General features: G+C 42.2%; 19 protein-coding genes. 7 read left to right on the top strand and 12 right to left on the bottom strand.

Annotation, left to right across the window (positions count from 1 at the left end; all coding sequences use genetic code 11):
* Window positions 1–250: 250 nt before the first annotated feature.
* From E3K36_06875 to trpD, 3 genes are all read right to left on the bottom strand, one after another.
* A complete protein-coding gene (locus tag E3K36_06875; protein MCF6154967.1) occupies window positions 251–925 on the bottom strand; it encodes an SCO family protein in 675 nt (224 codons plus the stop codon).
* A 2-nt stretch (window positions 926–927) separates the two neighbouring features.
* Complete coding sequence (locus E3K36_06870) at window positions 928–2,280, bottom strand: selenium-binding protein (GenBank protein ID MCF6154966.1); 1,353 nt, start codon at window positions 2,278–2,280, stop codon at window positions 928–930.
* 176 nt (window positions 2,281–2,456) lie between these two features.
* A complete protein-coding gene (trpD, locus tag E3K36_06865) occupies window positions 2,457–3,476 on the bottom strand; it encodes an anthranilate phosphoribosyltransferase (GenBank protein ID MCF6154965.1) in 1,020 nt (339 codons plus the stop codon).
* A gap of 122 nt (window positions 3,477–3,598) precedes the next feature.
* Between trpD and E3K36_06860 the strand changes: the two genes are divergently transcribed.
* Window positions 3,599–3,853 (top strand): 30S ribosomal protein S21, encoded by a 255-nt coding sequence (locus E3K36_06860; GenBank protein ID MCF6154964.1) that lies wholly within the window; start codon window positions 3,599–3,601, stop codon window positions 3,851–3,853.
* Here the strand turns inward: E3K36_06860 and rsfS are convergent.
* From rsfS to E3K36_06815, 9 genes are all read right to left on the bottom strand, one after another.
* Window positions 3,850–4,164 (bottom strand): ribosome silencing factor, encoded by a 315-nt coding sequence (gene rsfS, locus E3K36_06855; protein MCF6154963.1) that lies wholly within the window; start codon window positions 4,162–4,164, stop codon window positions 3,850–3,852. The two genes, E3K36_06860 and rsfS, sit on opposite strands and share 4 nt — an antisense overlap.
* A 59-nt stretch (window positions 4,165–4,223) precedes the next feature.
* Window positions 4,224–4,484: a zinc ribbon domain-containing protein gene (locus E3K36_06850; GenBank protein MCF6154962.1), complete on the bottom strand. Its 261-nt coding sequence runs from the start codon at window positions 4,482–4,484 to the stop codon at window positions 4,224–4,226.
* Window positions 4,485–4,607: 123 nt separating this feature from the next.
* The gene (locus tag E3K36_06845; GenBank protein ID MCF6154961.1) at window positions 4,608–6,779 is read right to left on the bottom strand and encodes a sodium-translocating pyrophosphatase; all 2,172 of its coding nucleotides are present in this window, start codon (window positions 6,777–6,779) and stop codon (window positions 4,608–4,610) included.
* 334 nt (window positions 6,780–7,113) lie between these two features.
* A complete protein-coding gene (locus E3K36_06840) occupies window positions 7,114–7,896 on the bottom strand; it encodes a hypothetical protein (GenBank protein ID MCF6154960.1) in 783 nt (260 codons plus the stop codon).
* Window positions 7,897–7,933: 37 nt separating this feature from the next.
* Window positions 7,934–9,217, bottom strand: a complete 1,284-nt coding sequence (locus tag E3K36_06835; GenBank protein ID MCF6154959.1) for an ABC transporter permease — start codon at window positions 9,215–9,217, stop codon at window positions 7,934–7,936.
* A gap of 20 nt (window positions 9,218–9,237) precedes the next feature.
* Window positions 9,238–10,086, bottom strand: coding sequence for an ABC transporter ATP-binding protein (locus E3K36_06830; GenBank protein MCF6154958.1), 849 nt, complete (start codon window positions 10,084–10,086; stop codon window positions 9,238–9,240).
* Window positions 10,087–10,450: 364 nt separating this feature from the next.
* Window positions 10,451–11,137, bottom strand: coding sequence for a hypothetical protein (locus tag E3K36_06825; GenBank protein ID MCF6154957.1), 687 nt, complete (start codon window positions 11,135–11,137; stop codon window positions 10,451–10,453).
* 389 nt (window positions 11,138–11,526) lie between these two features.
* Entirely contained in the window at window positions 11,527–12,027 is a 501-nt protein-coding gene (locus E3K36_06820; GenBank protein MCF6154956.1) for a MogA/MoaB family molybdenum cofactor biosynthesis protein, read from the bottom strand.
* Window positions 12,024–12,485, bottom strand: coding sequence for an MOSC domain-containing protein (locus E3K36_06815; protein MCF6154955.1), 462 nt, complete (start codon window positions 12,483–12,485; stop codon window positions 12,024–12,026). The genes E3K36_06820 and E3K36_06815 overlap by 4 nt, the downstream gene beginning before the upstream one ends.
* Window positions 12,486–12,791: 306 nt before the next feature.
* On the opposite strand from E3K36_06815, the gene glnA reads away from it, so the two are divergent.
* The 6 genes from glnA (at window position 12,792) to E3K36_06785 (ending at window position 18,068) form a co-directional block, all read left to right on the top strand.
* Window positions 12,792–14,138 (top strand): type I glutamate--ammonia ligase, encoded by a 1,347-nt coding sequence (gene glnA, locus E3K36_06810; GenBank protein ID MCF6154954.1) that lies wholly within the window; start codon window positions 12,792–12,794, stop codon window positions 14,136–14,138.
* A gap of 158 nt (window positions 14,139–14,296) precedes the next feature.
* Window positions 14,297–15,088, top strand: a complete 792-nt coding sequence (locus E3K36_06805) for a hypothetical protein (protein MCF6154953.1) — start codon at window positions 14,297–14,299, stop codon at window positions 15,086–15,088.
* Between the two features lie 6 nt (window positions 15,089–15,094).
* On the top strand, window positions 15,095–15,910 hold the full coding sequence (locus tag E3K36_06800; GenBank protein MCF6154952.1) for a hypothetical protein: 816 nt from the start codon (window positions 15,095–15,097) through the stop codon (window positions 15,908–15,910).
* Window positions 15,861–16,277, top strand: a complete 417-nt coding sequence (locus E3K36_06795; protein MCF6154951.1) for a CBS domain-containing protein — start codon at window positions 15,861–15,863, stop codon at window positions 16,275–16,277. The genes E3K36_06800 and E3K36_06795 overlap by 50 nt, the downstream gene beginning before the upstream one ends.
* Before the next feature lie 25 nt (window positions 16,278–16,302).
* Window positions 16,303–16,527, top strand: a complete 225-nt coding sequence (locus E3K36_06790; GenBank protein MCF6154950.1) for a hypothetical protein — start codon at window positions 16,303–16,305, stop codon at window positions 16,525–16,527.
* A 440-nt stretch (window positions 16,528–16,967) separates the two neighbouring features.
* Window positions 16,968–18,068, top strand: a complete 1,101-nt coding sequence (locus E3K36_06785; GenBank protein MCF6154949.1) for a hypothetical protein — start codon at window positions 16,968–16,970, stop codon at window positions 18,066–18,068.
* Window positions 18,069–18,170: the final 102 nt, after the last annotated feature.

The following is an 18,170-nucleotide window of genomic DNA, read 5'->3' as shown; positions in this document are numbered from 1 at the left end:
TCTTACCCAGTTGATAAACGTATCACTCCCCCAGTATGCTTCCTCCAATAACTTTTTCTTTTATATCAATAGCAGATGGAAATGATTATCCATGAGGACGTAACAATACAGGATGATATGATATGTTTTCAGCCTCATTCAGCAACTCAAGGAAAATGTTCTTATCATGGTTATCCCTGAATATTGCCTTCCGCTCGTTACTCCGGCAGGTTACATGGTATATGACCCCTTTCCTGCCCCTTTTTTCTTGCTATCGGTTTGCCGCCTCTTCCAACAATAACGTTCTGATGTCATTCAACAGAAGCGTCGGATGCAAAAAGCTCAGACTATAAATATTGCGAATCTTGCGTTTACGATCGATTAAAAAGACCTTGAGGACATGCATAAACGCCCCTGTTATCTTGCCGGCGGCATCACGCTCCCGAACGATATACTGACCATAGCCGTCTAATATCGGTTGCAATTCAGTGTGCGAAGAGGTGGTGAGAAACACCCATCCGGATGTATCACACTCCATTTCCTGCGCATAGCGGTGCATAACTTCGGGCGTGTCGTGGTCAGGATCGAAACTTAAAGTAATGAGACGCACCTTGTCTGAAAACACTGGATCTTGTTTGAGTTCGGTCGTTACCTGCTGCAACACATATGTCGCAATGTGACAAATATCGCTACAGGTAGTATAGATAAAACTCAATATCACGAGCTTATCATCCATGTAATCAAACAGGTGCTGCCGATTCCCTTTGGTGTCAAGCACAATCCCGTCGACAGCCCGTTTGATGGGGGGGAGTTCATAACTGCCGGGTGCAGGTGGCGTGTAGCCCAGTCCATTGTCTTTTGCAAATGAAGGTGCTCCCAGCAAAAGCCCCCATAAAATAATAATTACCGGTACCTGGCGCTTAAGGCACATTACTTGCTTCCGCATGGTCAGTTCTCTTGCTGGCGTCCTTGGGCTGCTGATGCCGCCTTTGGTGGTTCAATGTCGTATAGCGCATAAGCGCCCAATCGCATAATATGAGGCCGTCCCAGCTTTTGCTGGTAGAAGTCAACAGTGAACTTTTCTATGAGTTCCTTTCCATTCCAGTCGTATGCCTTAAGGAACTGCTGGTCTGCCTTGCCTTTTTTATCCCATTTCGACAACAGTGAAGAGGTAAAATAAAGCCGCTTGCCGTCCCAGCTTTGCGAAATCATATTCAATTGAGAACCGATAACTTTCTCATAAACCTGTTTTGGATGAAAAGGGTCACTTACATCGAACAGGCGTACTTTGCCATCCATAAAAGAGGCAACCCATAGATACCGGCCATCAGCGCTTATGCTAATGTCCACAGGCAGTGGTGGATTTGAAGGGTCGCCAATATCGGCTACGGACTTTGCCTGCCACTCATTCTTGTCATCTGCGTAAATAAGCCAAATCTTTGCAGTAAGTGCGGTGCTGGTAAAGGCATAATCCTGAAATGGCCCCCAGGCAAAACGGATCTCCAGCGGTGCGCCAGGAACATACAAGACTTTTTTCGGTTTGCGTGCGTGAAAATCCCACACCACCATAGTCTGACCGAAGCGCTTCATCGCATCGGGGTCTTGTGTTACCTTTTCAAATTCCGTCATGTAGTTCGACCAGCCTGTAAATGAAGATGTCAGCATCACATTACGGCGCGGCAAAACCCGCACATCATAGCCATATCCATCCGCAAGCTTCTCGATGATTGCTCCACGCGTATTATCGATAGTCGGTAACCAATGTGTAGTAATGTAATCACCCTCATTGCTGTATTCCACCAAACCCGTCCTGCCACCAAGATCCGTGTCGTTGGAGAGACCAGTGATTAGCATGCGTCCTGGAAGGGCGTAAAACGTGTGCGGACCCACTACACCACCGGACCGTTTCACGAAATCGTTTATGGTTTTAACAAGACGTGGTTTTGCAGGGTCTGAATACATATCGAAGATGAATATTTGACTGGTGTCAAGCCCCCCCGCCCAGAAGTAGCGACGATCGTCGGTAAAATCACCGTGATGGGCTTCGTTACGGCCACTTACAGATACGACATGAATTACCATGCCGTAAGCCTTCGAATCGGGACGTACGTCTATGGTAACAAGCTTGTCTGAACTGTCTCCCAATCCCTCGGCGCCCAATGTCCAAACGTAAACAAAGTCCTCTTGTCCAGTAATCTTGGCCATGTAGGGTGACAAGCAAGTTTCATCCGCATTTGTGGTGTATGTAAATAAAAAAGGCAGGATCATTGTGATCAGAAATGTCAATTTTTTTATACACATGGCCCCCTCCTTAGATAAGTGCATAAAGGAAACTAATACAATTACGTTTCATTGAAAAATGAAGCTCCGCAATTTTTAAAATTGGTGCTGGTTTAAAAATCAAAATTTTTTATACATGCAATACTTCAAAATATTTTAACATTTTCGGTAAATCCATATAGTTTATGCAATACTTTTTACAGGGATTGCCAACTAATCTCCATTAACTTTTTAAGCGCGCCTTTTGCATTACCAGAATCGATGGATTGTGCGGCGATTTGTAGCCCTTCCTGAAAATCTTCTGCCAGTCCTCCGGCAATGATTGCAGCCGCGGCATTGATAAGCACCACATCTCTCTTTGGACTGTGAATACCATCCAATACTTCTCTGATTGCCATAGCACTTTCGTCGGGGGTATTTACGGTCAGGTCAGAAAGTTTTGACTTTTTTATACCAAAGTCTCCCGGATCAAAATAATAACTTTTTATCTCATTCCCAGTGAGCTCACAAACCTTGGTTTTGTCTGATATGGTGATTTCATCCAGACCGTCCAATCCATGCACAACAAATGCATGTTGATCCCCCAGCATTTTCAATGCCTCTGTCATAATGAGTGTCATATGTTCACTATATACACCAAGGATCCGGTGGGTGGCTCCGGCAGGATTAGCTAAAGGGCCAATGATGTTGAATATGGTACGAATTCCAATTTCTTTTCGGGGACCGACAGCGTATTTCATTGCCTGATGTAAGAGAGGAGCGTAAAGGAATCCAATATTGGCCACCTCAATGCATTTTTCCACAACCTTAACATCTGCTTCAATATTAACGCCTAACCGTTTCAGTGCATCTGCACTCCCGCATTGGCCGGAAGATGCTTTGTTGCCGTGCTTGGCGACTTTCAGACCGGCACCTGCAACAACAAAGGCGGCTGCCGTTGAGATATTGAATGTGTTTTTAGCGTCTCCCCCTGTTCCGCAGGTATCGACTACAGTATTGTCACCAACTTTTATCTTGACGACCTTTTTTCGCATGGCAATGGTGCATCCGGTAATTTCTTCAACAGTTTCACCCTTCATGCGCAAGGCGGTGATAAAAGAGGCAATCTGTGCATCAGTGGCATTCCCTTCCATTATTTGTGTCATTGTAGTCAGACTTTCTTCAGTACTGAGATTTTGTTTATTTACTAACTTGGATATGGCTTCTTTTATAGGCATAGGTATATTAAATGAGAGTTTTTCCTTGACGTAGAACGAGATATAAATTACAATGATTTTTTGAAATTTTGAAGGATAATAATACAAGAGAACATTTTACAGAAAGGATTCGTGATTTATTTATGGCGAAAATACAAATAACATCAGACGAAAATATACGAGAAGCATTGAGAAGATTTAAGAAAATGTGCGATAAAGAAGGTATCATTAATCAATCGAAGCGTATAGCCTATTTCGAAAAACCTTCGGAAAGAAGACGCCGTGAGGAAAGCCGAAGGATTAAAAATATTAAAAGGGCACAAAAATTAGGCATTTCCGGTCTGACAAGTCCTGTACGTAATCAAAAGAATACTTATTCTAAATATTCATCATTTTAGGTATTGTCTTTCCACGGCAACTTTCGCGCATCGCCCCACAAGAGTTCTAAATCATAAAAATGACGCATGTCTCTGTCAAAAAGATGCACGACCACATCACCATAGTCCATGAGTATCCATCGGGCTTCCGAGTACCCCTCGATACCTACCCAATGGATACCATAGCTATGTAGCCTCGTCTCTATTTCATTAGCAATGCTCTGTAATTGCCGCTTATTGAAGCCGCTGCAAATAACAAAGAAATCTGTAACAAAAGTTAACCCTTGAACATCAAAGATCAAAATATCTTCAGCTTTCTTGCTGTCGGCAATTCTTGCGCACAGGATTGCAATCTCTTTCGGATCTAACGTTTCTGTTCCCTCCTGAAAGCCTACCGTCGTTGTTGTGTTCCGAAATTTTCTCCAAAATCTGCCTCATATTGTACAGATGGCTTGACTTCCGACAGACTGCTTCCGCAATAATAACAAAATCTCGCGTATCGTGGGTTCACATCCAGACAATTTTCACACCTATGGTACAAAAGCGTGCCGCACAGGATGCAGAAATTTGCACCTTTTACATGATTGTCGTATTGACAATTTGTATTAGGACATACCCTGTCATCCCTTTCAGTAATCATATTACCGGACATAACTGCCTCCCATGTTTAAGGGTATTTTCAAACCGTAACCACAGCCCTGCAGGTAGGGGCGAACGGCCGTTCGCCCCTACAATTCCACTGCATCCTCTGTGGCTTGTCTTTTCCTCTTACTAATTAGTGAAGGTGCAAAAGGGCACCTATCTTGGGTGAAAATTTAATGATAATGCCAGCAAAGACAACCGATACAATTGACATAAGTTTTAACAGGATATTCAAAGAAGGGCCGGATGTATCTTTGAACGGGTCGCCTACTGTATCTCCAACGACAGCCGCTTTGTGTGCAGGTGAACCCTTTCCACCTAATACGCCACTTTCGATATACTTTTTTGCATTATCCCAGGCTCCGCCTGCGTTTGCCATAAAGACTGCCAGCAAGAAACCTACCGTCAAACTTCCCGCCAAAAGTCCTACTACACCGGGTACGCCCAATACCAAACCAGAAACAATAGGTACCAGCAAGGCTAGGAGAGAAGGGACGAACATTTCCCGTTGCGCTCCCTTGGTGCTGATTGCCACACAGGCAGCATAATCGGGTTTTCCCGTTCCTTCCATAATCCCTGCGATTTCTCTGAATTGCCTTCTGACTTCTTCCACCATACTACCTGCAGCGCGTCCTACAGCCTTCATCGTCATAGCACTGAAAATAAACGCTGACAGACCCCCTACGAACAGGCCTATGAGCACCTTTGGGTTGATTAAGGTAATATCCAGTGAGTGCATGAGATCAGATAATTTTGCATTGGCCAGATTAATAGAAGTCCCTGCAACCTGGATAGTATGTACTCCTGCACGTTCCAATCCTACCTTTATTTGTTCGACAAATGAGGCAATCAGCGCCATGGCAGTTAATGCAGCAGAACCAATGGCGAAGCCCTTTCCTGTCGCTGCCGTTGTATTTCCCAATGCATCGAGTGCATCTGTTCTTTCCCTGACGAAGGGCTCAAGGCCGCTCATTTCCGCATTACCACCGGCATTGTCCGCAATGGGCCCATAGGCGTCCGTTGCCAGTGTTAACCCCAATGTGGAAAGCATACCGACTGCCGCAATGGCAATTCCGTAAAGACCGAGTGAAATATTTGAAAAACCACCTGCAAAGGCATAACTTAATAAGATCGCTGCAGAAATAGTAATGACGGGTATAATTGTAGACATCATGCCCGTGGCAATACCATCAATAATCACCGTTGCGGGACCTGTCTTTGCATGTCCGGCAATACCCTTTGTTGGTGAATAATTGGAAGAGGTATAGTATTCTGTACCCTTACCGATAATAACACCCGCTATCAATCCTGTTACAATCGAACCCCAGATGCCAAAATTTTGAGGCAGCATGAACTTGATAACCACGGCTGAGGTGATCAAGATTAGTATCGAACTAAGATTGATTCCCTTTCCCAATGCCTTCAGGAGCTCTTTCTGCGATGCCTCTTCCTTTGTTTTAACGGCATAGATACCGATAATGGAAAGTATGATACCTATCCCTGCTAGGATCATAGGCACCACCATTCCGGCAATACCAAGACCGGCAGTTACACCCAGAGCCGCGCAGGCAAGCATGGAATTATAATACGATTCGTACAGATCTGCGCCCATACCCGCAACGTCACCGACGTTATCTCCGACGTTATCAGCAATGGTAGCAGGGTTCCTTGGATCGTCTTCGGGAATACCTGCCTCCACTTTACCCACCAAATCAGCTCCCACGTCGGCAGCCTTTGTGAATATCCCACCGCCTACCCTTGCAAACAAGGCCTGAGAGCTGGCACCGATGCCAAAACACGGCAGCATCATTGCCATATCGAGCAACGAGATATTTGTGAATTTACGGAACACAAAGAACCACAAGGAAACATCGAGCAGTCCCATACCAACCACGATCAGTCCCATGACGGCACCGCTTCTGAATGCGACTTGCAACCCTTGATTCAAGGATTTCCTCGCACCTTCTGCCGTCCTTGAACTGGCGCTGGTGGCGGTCTTCATTCCCAGGAAGCCGGCAAGGCCGGATAAGAAACCGCTGGAGAGGAATGCAAAAGGAACTACTTTTGACTGGGCATGTAACCCGAAAGAGATCAAAAGGAGCACAAGAAAGGCACCGACAAAGAATATACCTACGACCTTGTATTGTTGTTTCAGATAGGCATAAGCGCCTTCTCTGACGTGACCGGCTATCGAGATCATTTTCTCGTTACCCTCAGGCGCCCGCATGACTTCTTTGTAGAATTTCCGTGCATAAAAAAGCGCAAACAACGCGCCAATTGGCGCAATCCACCACAGGTTGGGTATTGTATGCGATGTTTCCTCGGCTACCTTATGTGCCGGAGCCTCCAATTCAAATAAAGGTCTTTCTTTTTGAGTGGGTTCTCCAAGTTCAAACACGGGCTTTTCCTCAGCGCTCTTTACAGTATTCTGCGCGTGAGCGCTGTGGAAAAATAATCCCGATTTTGATATCCCCAGGATCAGGATCGCTAGCATTAAGAGTATCGTTACAATGCTAACACGGTTATTTTTAAAAATAGGTCTACACTTACTCAAAAAACTGTTCATCGACTTAAATTAATCTCCTTTCTGTTTTCCAACTTAGTTTATTTTATGTATCAGTTATATTACAGTAATTTTACTACCAGGTATTTTCCGTTGATAAACTTTGGAAAAATTCCCTTTTCTTTTCAAGCATACTGATAAATTCAGTCACATTGGTCGAAGTATCCTCCGGATGATTTGTACGATAAGTCTCCCATTCATGTATAGCCGATTCCGTATAGTGAAGCGCCCTGTCAAAATTTCCTTCTTTTTCAGCACTCTGTGCCGCATGCCATAACGCGTGACAAATGGTTCTTTCTATAGCTAAAATATTATGCAATTTAGGGTCATTTGTAAGGGACCTCCTTAACCAGTAAATCGATGCCTCGTAATTGTCTTCACCATCTTCTTTCTTCAATTGCTCCCTGTAATAAGAGGCATATTTAAAAATGCGTTGATCAAATAAATGCAGATACATATACCCCAGTTCAAAGAAAAGGTCACCGCTCTTAGGGTTTTTTATAGCCCCCTTCTTCGCAAAGTTTATTCCGGTGTATATCCATTTCCATTTGTTTTGTGGCGCATCCCATTCATGAGCAATATTATATGCCATATTCCATGCCTGAAAAATCCAAACGGCAGGAAAGTTAGGCTGCAATTTAGCTATGAGATTGTTGATCGTTAATAATTCATAATATTTCTTTTCTTCGTGTCGGGCAATGGCCCTTGCCCAGAGAAAATCTACAGCAATTCCCCGAAAACTTCCCAATAAAAGCAGAGGGATACTTTCTGTTGGGTCATAATGAATTGCCTTAGTTGTTGATGTATCACGGAATGAGACAATGCGCATATTGACAAAAAAAATAGCACAAAGCAACACTACTAAAAAAATCTTCCTCTTCCCATACATCGGGTGTTTAAAAAAACTCTCTCTTTTTAAAGATTATGACGGATATAAAGAGGCAGATACTTGCATAAATGGCTGTATATCCTAAAGAATACCCAACGGTTTCTAAAGGGATGTTTATGCCTTTCAGGAGAAATTTCAAACAGTCGAATCTTTTGAAATCCGGTAAAATAAACGAAAGCCATTCCAAAGGCTTTTTCATAAGGTAATCCATATATACGAAAAGGATATTTGGTTTTTTTAACACCGACGGCAAGCCATGGTCATGTACATCCTGGTGTTGCATCAGTAAAGAGAAATCTCTGATAAACTCCAGGATATGCCCGCACAGGAAAACAACCAGGGCAGAAACGATACTCACCGGTGCAGAGAGATAGGTGGATCCCATCACTGCAATAATTATGATCAGCAAAAATTTTAAAAAAGTTATTGAAATGGCCTTTGCATAATTAGATACAAAACCTTTTTGTATGGAGAATACCGTAACGTCATCGTGCCTTACACCGGCATAATCCGTCATATGCACAGGGAAAGCGGTGACTTTTATGGCGCCACCCGCCTGCACAATTTCAGGATCCAGCTTCACTGTTAAAGGTTTATCTACCGTTGCTGATAAAACCTCGGTTTTACATCGGCCAGAAATAGTATTTTCTATCCCCACAACTAGCGGTACCGTGTCAATAAACGTCCCGCTACTTTCGATCTTTAGATTTAACTCTATTTCAAAGGTAGATTTATTTTCAGGTTTTTTGTATAATTCGGGAAAACTCCAAGACGCAATTCCAGTCCTCCCCCCTTCAACCCATAGAATTCCCTCACGGGTATGGTGTGGTTTACCTTCGATGGAAAACTGCGATGCCTTAAACTCTTTCCTCGCCTTTAGTATACCTTTATATTCTTCCGGTAATTCTGACGCGATCCGTAGAATGGATGCCATGTTCAACAGGCTCAAAATTATTATCAAAATGGCGGATAATAAGGCAAAACCGAAGATTTTACCCACAATGATATTTAGTCTCGATATGGGTTTTGATAAAATGCCATAGATCGTCCTGTCTTCTATTTCGTGAGGCAGCGATGTGGCAGAAAGGAAAATCACTCCCAGGATACATAAAAGTATCACTACCTGAAAAAACACTACCAGAGTCATTTTTATCCTGGCATCAGGCTCATCTGTCGTTGGGATAACGGGTAAAACAGTCACGATGAGGATGCCAAGTCCGATCAGTATATGTAGTGTTTTTTTCCGGAGTGCCTCTTGAAAGGTATGACTGGCAATGGTTAGTATCATCATAAATTAAAGAAAAGAACCGTCTATGAACGATGTTGAATGATATTTACAAACAGCTCTTCCAAGGTGGAGGAAGGGTGATTGATCGATAGCACATCGCCATTTTTGCTTTTAATAAAAGCAGCGACCGCTTGGATGTCATTGTCTGAAAGATTTTTCACCATAAATTCTACGACGTCTTTCTGAGACAACAATTCTTTCACGCTACCCATTACCTGCACAATACCCTTGTTGAAGATGGCTATTCGGTCGCAAATATCTTGCACATCAGCCAACAAGTGCGAGCAGAGGACAACGGTCTTTCCCTGCCTTTTAAATTCCAGGATAAGGTCCTTCATCTCTCGGCCGCCGATGGGATCCAGACCACTTGTAGGCTCGTCCAGTATCACCAGCTCAGGGTCGTTGATAATGGCCTGTGCTAGCCCAATTCTCCGTAACATCCCTTTTGAATATTGGTTTAAAGGACGTTTGCGATAGGGATCCAGTCCCACATCGTGGAGCAAATCATCGATCCGTCTTTTTCTTTCTTTTTTTGGAATATCAAAGAGCTTTGCGTAAAAATCCAGAATTTCTTCTGCATTGAGGAATTTATATAAATACGATTCCTCTGGTAAAAAACCTATCTTGCTTTTAATCTTTAAATCGCTTGAAGGATATCCCAGCAACCAGGATTTACCGCAGGTGGGAAAGAGGAGGCCGAGCAATAATTTTACTGTGGTCGTCTTACCTGAGCCATTAGGTCCAAGTAATCCAAATATCTCTCCCCGCTCAATAGTTAGATTAAGATTTGTTAAGGCTGAGGTACTTTTCCGTCTCCAGAAATCCTTGTAGACCTTAGTAAGTCCTTCTGTTCTAACTGCGAAACTATCCAAAATATTGTTAATCTTCCCACCTTAATAAAATACGTATATTTATTAAAAGTATGGAATAAATGGTTACCAATGTAATCAAAATTATTGAATAAGTCAAACAATATTTGGGGATTAAAGCAAACCTTGCCAAGGTGGAGGTTGAAGACGCTATAGTTTTTTACGAACCAGGATATCCAGGATTAGGAAATGCGATGCGTGTAGCACCAATGCGCTTTACCAATGGCGCGACAAAGTGCGTCCTCAAAAAGTGGAACAGCTACGGTCTTTAAAGAGCACCTGGCTTTGCTGTCTTAAACGATAAAACATATGTTGGTTCGTACTCGTAAAATCGTATTTTTCTTGACCACCTATTTTTAGCTCTTTTTTATTCCTCGCGCGAATAAGATTTATTTTTCTCGAATTCACAGTATTTTTCAACTAGTGACATGGTCTTGTCGGTATTTTCCAATAGCGTTGTTGAAATTTGTTTCACCTTTTCATAATCGAGATCTTTTGTTTGCCCTAACATACTGAGATAGCTATTCCAGTTGTAAACGTCAACAAACCAATTAAAATAGACTGCCTGAAGTTGAGCAAGATCGGCTCTGCTGCCTTGGAGACGCTGCGATGGTTTTTTAACAAAAAATCCTACAACATCGACAACACCAAACACACCGAATATTACCGACAACAGCGTTTTATCCAGAACGACGGCAAAGGCTATTGAAGAAACAATCAAGCCGATACCCATATAGAAAGCTACCATATACATCATCATCGTCGAACGAAAACCGATATCAATTTGCTCAACCGTCCGCTTGAGACCGGCTTTAAAGGCATCTGCTATTTCTGAAGTTGATTTGAGCTGATTAGCGATAAACATATACAACGTTACATTCCGCTGCATACCACCAAGTAATGTAAATAAGAGTTGCTTTAATTCCGATATTTCTTTAGAGTCCGTTATTCCTTCTTTCCTAATAACATCGTCTGGGTTATTCGTAAGAGCCTGTAAAAAAGTATTATCAACAACAGCACGTCTTATTATGGCATACGCAATTTCGTTACTCATTTATTAACCTCCCTTTGATAATCTCGGGTAATTTTGAGGAATAAATAAAACGAATGTGCAGTTTTAAAAGATAATTCAGCTGGCCTCTTTCTGTGACTATCCGATTCACAACCATATTGTAAATCAACTATCCCCGAAAACATCTCAGGCGGTTGAGCAGTGCGGCACTCCCGGAGCTACCACGTAAATGATCCAGAATGTAGCGGAATCTTAACCTTTTTTCAGCGTGGAGTCAATAATCAAATATGGTGTCCCCGGAATTTGATCAAAAATTGCAAGATGTTTTTAACGAAAATTAAATATATGTCCAAACCTAAATTGCTGGGTCTGGTAGATTGGTAGGGTGGATTAAGGCGCTGGTTTTTGCGCCGAATCCACCTTTTCAACGGTTACGCATGCTTTTCGCGATCTTTTGCACATTCGGTAACCACGCCCTTGATGAGGCCGATGGTATGGGGAATGACAGGGAGGACAACGGCCAGATTCTCGGCGACACCCTTAGGGCTGCCCGGAAGATTGATAATGAGTGTTTGTTTGTAAATACCAGCAACGGCCCTTGAGCCCATAGCCCTGGGGGTATGTTTGAGCCCTTCCGTCCGCATGGCCTCACCAAAGCCTGGTAATTCCTTTTCTATAACTGCCCGTGTGGCTTCAGGGGTAACGTCTCTGGGTCCTACACCCGTTCCGCCTGTTGTAACAATAAGGTCGGCTTTTTCGGCGAATTCGAAGAGTTTTTTGGTAATAAGGTCCTTTTCGTCGGGGATGACTTCATAGGCCGTGATGGTAGCATCAATCTCCTTAAGCATGTTGCGGATAACCTCGCCGCTCTTATCCTCACGTTCTCCTCGTGAACCTTTGTCGCTTAATGTTAATATGGCTGCTTGTATCATACTTTTACTTCTACTTCTGCACCCTTTTCGAGGATTGTAATTTCATCCCCTGTTTTAATGGTGCCGCCTGTGAGAATTTCGGCAAAGATACCTTCCCTCGGCATAATACAATCGCCGGCTTTATAATAAATAGCGCAACGGTCATGACAGAGTTTGCCGATTTGAGTCACCCGAATAATGGCATCATCGCCAATTTTTAAAACGGTTCCAATAGGAAGGGATTTTAGTTCGATGCCCTCCGTTACAATATTTTCCCCAAAATCGCCGTCCTCGATATTTAATCCCTTTTTACGCATGATATCTGCGCTTTCTCTGGCCAGCAGGCTGACCTGACGATGCCATTTACCGGCATGGGCATCTCCTTTCAGGCCAAAATGTTCGATTAACTTACACGTACCGACGTCGCGTTTTTGGGTGCCTTTTCTTTCGCTTATGCAGACGGCAACAACCTTTCCCATGATAGTCTCCATAAGAGGTTATTTTGAGAATTGTTCAGCATTCTTATTCGAATGCTGAACGCAAATCTGATAAAAAGAGAGTGTTGTAAAATTTTATAATTTCAGTTGAAGTTTAGCATGACGCATTTGTGGTGTCAAGCACGAACCATGTGCTGGCCTGGTTATAAATTACTTGTTTTTTTACAGCAATATGATTAAAATTGATAATCTTGTTGTAGTTAAACAGCCTGTGTTTGTTTGGGCCAAAGTGCAGCAAACCACATAGATTTTCTGTCTTCCGAAATGTTATAGAAAGGTGAAATTTCCATGACCAGTGAGCATACAGATTTGGCAGTTATCAATCGGGCAAAAGAAGACAATGTAAAACTTGTCCAACTGCAATTTACTGATATAAACGGAAATATCAAGGCCGTTACGATACCTATGGAGAGATTCCCGGAATCCATCGAAAAGGGGATTTGGTTTGATGGCTCTTCAATCGAGGGTTTTACAAGAATTTGTGAAAGCGATATGTATCTGAAGCCTGATACGAGTACGTATGCCTTGCTTCCCTGGGAGACAGAGGAGATAACGGCCAGACTTTTTTGTGATGTCCATATGCCGGATGGTTCCCCTTTCGAAGGAGACCCCCGGTATATTTTGAAAAGGGCAATTAAAAATGCGCGGGAAATGAACTTTGAATATAATGTGGGACCCGAGTTGGAATTTTTCTTATTTAAACCCAAAAGCGATGGTCAGGTGGAGCCTACACCCCACGACGTGGGGAGTTATTTTGACTTTTCTCCGAGAGACCTTGCGGGAAACGTGAGAAGGGATATTATTTTTACTCTGGAGAAAATGGGTCTTAATGTTGAGATGAGCCACCATGAAGTAGCCCCCGGGCAGCATGAGATTGACTTCAGATATGCCGAGGCGCTGAAGACTGCCGAAAATGCCTTGACTTTTAAACAGGTAGTGAAGTCTATTGCGCATCAGCACGATTTATATGCCACTTTTATGCCAAAACCCATCTTTGGGCTATGTGGCAGTGGAATGCATTGTCATCAGAGTTTTTTCGATATCAGGACACGAAAGAATCTATTCTTCGATGAAAAGGATGAATATAAACTCAGTAAGGTGGCAAAACAGTTTGTTGCAGGGCAACTTCAGCATGTCTGTGCGATGAGCGCTATTTTATCTCCAACAGTAAATTCCTATAAAAGACTGGTGCCCGGGTATGAGGCGCCGGTGTATATCTGCTGGGGACAAAAGAATCGCTCTGCCTTGATACGAATTCCAAGATTTTCTCAGGGGAGGGAACAGTCAATAAGGGCAGAGTTGAGATGCCCGGATCCCAGCAATAATCCGTACCTTGCCCTCGCAGTCATGCTGGAAGCAGGGCTTGATGGTATTAGAAGAGGTCTTACGCCTCCTAGCCCCGTAGAAGAGAATGTCTACGAGTTTGATAAGGATGAATTGGCATACCGCAATATCGCCACGCTTCCGGGTTCCCTTGGTGAAGCAATTGAGGAATTAAAGAAAAGCAAAGTGATGGAAGCTGCATTGGGTTCTCATACGTACCAAGTGTATATTCATGCAAAAATGGCCGAATGGGATGAGTACAGGATGCAGGTAACCGAGTGGGAACATAAAAAATATTTCGAGACGACATAACAGAATTAAAACATACTATATTAAAGTTATACGTTTTTTAACTTCAGATACCGTATCTTTAAGAACAGCTTAAATTGAGAACAATTGGGTCTCAACGCGGTTGAAATGTATAAAACTTTAATATATGTGAATAGTTTAATTTTGGTAAGGAGGATATTATGGAAGTTGGAAATATTTTTCGACATCTGCTCGTACACAATGAGGCGTTTGTAAAGAATACTGAAGAGACGAAGTTTCTGGCATATGCCACACACCAGAATCCGTACATTACCCTCCTTACGTGTGCTGATTCCCGGGTGCAGGGTAATATCCTGGGGATAGATATCTTTAATAAGGTATTTATTATTCGAAATGCTGGTAATCAGGTGGCCATTAATAGGGGTTCTATTGAATATTCGCTTTTTGTTCTTAAAACGCCGGTTATGCTTGTTTTGGGACATACCGATTGTGGTGCAGTAAAATTTGCCACCCATGCCTGTATAACGCAGTCTAAAGAAATTATGAATTTGGCAAAGTCTTTTGATAACCTCTTCAAGACGGATTATTCATCGCTTACGCACCCGATAAAGTCCGAAATGCTTCCTTTAACCATTCCCATTGAGCGGGGGATACCTGATTTAAGAAAAATTCAAGATGAAATGAAGGAACTGGCTTATCTGAGTCAAATCAATGTGGACTATCAGATAGAAAAGACATTAAAATATTACGGTGACAGGGTAAAGGAAAACAAATTGACGATTATTGGTGGGGTTTATGACTTTGTTGGTGCATATTCAAAACAACTGGGGAGAGTTTTGATTACCAATATCAACGGTATCATCAACCCAATAGATCTTCAGAATATTGCAAGAAATATTATAAAGAGAATCCATAATTACGAAGAAAATAGTGAGGGATATAAGGTTGTTAGTGGATTAATTGATGAAAAGGTAACCAGGATAACAGTATAGAATTTTATGAGTGCCATTTGCCCGGTACATAAAAATCACGGTAGTATAACTTTTGTGGAAAATGAATGTTCTGATGGGATGTGCTGTTTTACCTGTGTTATCCCGTCAAACAACGGACATCTTGGTTTTTTTAAGTCTCTGTGGAGAAAAGGTACCGGTTATCCTTATGTGAAGTTATTGGTGACTAGCGAAGGATACAATAACGAATTGTACGATTCTTGCAAGTTTTTGGATTTTACTATTTGTGCGGGAACTATGGATTCCTCTTTGAAAATTGACTTGCGCTGTAGCATTTATAAACATCGTCCCAGGCAGTGTATGGGATATCCTGATGTGGCGGGTGAATCATTATATGAGAAAATGAGCGGCCCGTGTATATTTAATGAATATACCGCTGCCAGTGCATATAAGAAACTTGTATACAAGAGGGAGTGGCAAGCCTTTTTTGCAATTAGGGATGATGGGGAGGCGATCCGAAATATATTTGTTAGCAATGACGAAGCGAATATTGTGAGAGAAAAAATATTAAAAACAAAGGATGTTCACCTTGTGGCGTTATCAGCAGATGGCACAGAAGAGTCGGACTATATTTTGATACCTGTACCCAGACAAACGCATAATATCCTGTATTTGTCGGAAAAGCATCAACCTATTAATACGATAAAGCAGGCGTATCATAAGTGGCAAGAGAAGATACAAAAAAATCTTGAAAATCATTATGGACCAGAGTGGGAAAAGAAACTTAAAAACGCCATAGAAATGGAGGAAAAAGATGCTTGTAAAAGATGTGATGAAGACACAACTGGTAACCTTGAATGCTGATTCAAAGCTTGGCTTTGCAAATGACATCATGTATTTGGGGAGGATACGGCATTTACCCGTTGTGAAAGGAGAGAATGTTGTTGGCATCTTGACACAAAGAGACCTCTATCGTGCATCGCTGACGTCTATTCTTACGAACTGGAAGGAAAATAAGGAATTTCTGGATTCTCTTAAGGTTTCAGAGGTAATGACGAAAAATGTGATTACCATTGCCCCCGATGCAACGGTCGAGGAAGCAGCCCAGATTATGATCGACAAGAAGGTGGGAGGGCTGCCGGTGGTAAAAGACAAGAATAAGTTGATTGGTTTGATTACCGAGACTGACGTATTGCAATATTTTGTGGATGAGAACAGAAAGAGGAAATGAGGTTTAAGGTAAGAAGGAGAATCCCATGTGTGACGTTGGTGGTCATATAAGTAGCGACATGATTACGTGGCAATGTGCATGTTGTGGTGCGGCAATAAAGGATTCAGACGGTACAACCGAAGGACTTTGTGATCTCGGAATATGTTTATCCTGCCGTAACACCCCTGATGATTGGATGGAGTTTGTCAGAGAAGAATGGGAAGAGGGTATCTGTACGGATTGCCTGTCACCATGTGCTCTCAAGCGATGACGGAAAAGGGAATTACATAAAGCATACCTCAGCTGGCAGGAAGCGTGTATCGGTATCGCCCAAAGTGCAACTATAAATGCTCATGGCGAGGCCACGTTTACCATTACCGCCAAAAAGAAGACAGGAAATGCAAAGGTCAAATTCAGATATGAAAATGTGAAAACAACGGTAACGGTAAATGTTGTAAGGTAACAGCATTAGCTTTTGGAGAATTTTTAAAAGCCAGGGGTGCCTCATCAAAAGGCGAGGTACCCCTTCTTTTTTAGTTGATATAAGACCAACGGATGTTAAACTATTGCAATTGCTTAGGGAACCGATCTTGATCCAAATGTTCTCGGTATACGGTGAACTATCGATAAAATATGACTCTGCCCCTGTAAACAGATAAGGTCGATTGAACTGAAAAATTTAATGTAGATTTATCGCAGGAATAGTTGTTGATGACAAAAATTTTGGTAGTTGTTTTATGCATGTTCGTGGGTTTCTATGCTATTGCGAATGGGGATACAATAACCTTGAGGAATGATAATGATTGTAAAGATATCGATCTCAAGATAACAGGTGTTATGGAGGAATATATCAGTGCCATAATAGCAAAAAAAGATCTAAAATCTTTGAACATGCAGTTTCGGGATACCAAAAATTACCCTGATGTAATTTTTTTGAATGTTGGGAATGTAGCTGTAGAATGCAAGGTCAAAGAGATTGCAGGAGATGCCATCCAGGTACTCATTCCTACAGCTATGATTTCTTCGGTTAAGATATCCTTTCAGCCAGGGGAGAAACAGGGAAAAACGGTTTCCGATGAGGTTGAAAGCAAGCAAAAGACAATTGATGTGAAAAAAGGAAAAACGGAACAAACCGAAGAACGGAGTCTTGAATCTAAAATAGAAAATATAGGGGGAGGTAAGATTGCAGATGAGATAAGGACGTCTTCTGCCGAAAAAACAAACGGGGGAAAATACTATCGTCTAAAGACGAAAAAGAAAAAAGTTGAAAGTGCATCGGTGGCAGGTGATCTATCGAAGGCGGAAACCGAAAGTGAGACTATGGGTATAGATGAAGGTGAATCTTTTGTGGATGAAAAAACACAGGAGCCAGAAACCGAAATGTCTGAACTGAAACAAAAACTGGCAAGTGAATCGCCGGACGTGGGAAGCGTAGATACCGTTGAAGAAGGCCTGAAGAAAGAAAAACCTGTTGTTCAAGACCCAAATCTTGGTGAGGTTGAAGGGAGGATAGTGCACAGTGGAAAACCCCTTCCGGATTGTCTGGTAAAGTTGCAAATGTTAGAAAAAGGTGGGTTGTTAACCAAAGGGTATCGTCCTGTGGAAGGGGCCATTGAACTTGAAACTATAACAGATAAAGATGGCATATATCATTTTATGAATGTGTCGCCTGGTTTGTACAAGTTATATTGGAAACATCCGTCAGAGACTACGTGGGTCAGGCGATTCAAGATGGAGCCAGATGTAATTGTGGAATCCGGTAAGCTTACAAATCCTAAAGAGATTGAAACATTGAAGAGGACATTAAATTAGTATATATAAATTAATAGGTTTGGTTTTATTGAAAAAAACAGAGATATTTTAGTAAGTATAAATAATTTTGTAATACTTTATTGAAAGCATTATTTCATTGTT

The organism is Candidatus Brocadia sp., from assembly GCA_021646415.1.
Classification (GTDB): domain Bacteria; phylum Planctomycetota; class Brocadiia; order Brocadiales; family Brocadiaceae; genus Brocadia.
Note: the sequence above shows the minus strand (reverse complement) of the source record. Positions and strands in the feature narration are given on the sequence as shown.

What these genes read in the sequence shown, in the direction of transcription:
- E3K36_06800 (MCF6154952.1), top strand. Translation starts at nt 15,095, where the DNA reads ATGAGTGCCATTTGCCCGGTACATAAAAATCACGGTAGTATAACTTTT.
- E3K36_06850 (MCF6154962.1), bottom strand. Translation starts at nt 4,484, where the DNA reads ATGTCCGGTAATATGATTACTGAAAGGGATGACAGGGTATGTCCTAAT.
- E3K36_06785 (MCF6154949.1), top strand. Translation starts at nt 16,968, where the DNA reads ATGACAAAAATTTTGGTAGTTGTTTTATGCATGTTCGTGGGTTTCTAT.
- E3K36_06825 (MCF6154957.1), bottom strand. Translation starts at nt 11,137, where the DNA reads ATGAGTAACGAAATTGCGTATGCCATAATAAGACGTGCTGTTGTTGAT.
- glnA (MCF6154954.1), top strand. Translation starts at nt 12,792, where the DNA reads ATGACCAGTGAGCATACAGATTTGGCAGTTATCAATCGGGCAAAAGAA.
- E3K36_06805 (MCF6154953.1), top strand. Translation starts at nt 14,297, where the DNA reads ATGGAAGTTGGAAATATTTTTCGACATCTGCTCGTACACAATGAGGCG.
- E3K36_06870 (MCF6154966.1), bottom strand. Translation starts at nt 2,280, where the DNA reads ATGTGTATAAAAAAATTGACATTTCTGATCACAATGATCCTGCCTTTT.
- E3K36_06795 (MCF6154951.1), top strand. Translation starts at nt 15,861, where the DNA reads ATGCTTGTAAAAGATGTGATGAAGACACAACTGGTAACCTTGAATGCT.
- E3K36_06790 (MCF6154950.1), top strand. Translation starts at nt 16,303, where the DNA reads ATGTGTGACGTTGGTGGTCATATAAGTAGCGACATGATTACGTGGCAA.
- E3K36_06820 (MCF6154956.1), bottom strand. Translation starts at nt 12,027, where the DNA reads ATGATACAAGCAGCCATATTAACATTAAGCGACAAAGGTTCACGAGGA.
- E3K36_06860 (MCF6154964.1), top strand. Translation starts at nt 3,599, where the DNA reads ATGGCGAAAATACAAATAACATCAGACGAAAATATACGAGAAGCATTG.
- E3K36_06815 (MCF6154955.1), bottom strand. Translation starts at nt 12,485, where the DNA reads ATGGGAAAGGTTGTTGCCGTCTGCATAAGCGAAAGAAAAGGCACCCAA.
- E3K36_06835 (MCF6154959.1), bottom strand. Translation starts at nt 9,217, where the DNA reads ATGATGATACTAACCATTGCCAGTCATACCTTTCAAGAGGCACTCCGG.
- trpD (MCF6154965.1), bottom strand. Translation starts at nt 3,476, where the DNA reads ATGCCTATAAAAGAAGCCATATCCAAGTTAGTAAATAAACAAAATCTC.
- E3K36_06875 (MCF6154967.1), bottom strand. Translation starts at nt 925, where the DNA reads ATGCGGAAGCAAGTAATGTGCCTTAAGCGCCAGGTACCGGTAATTATT.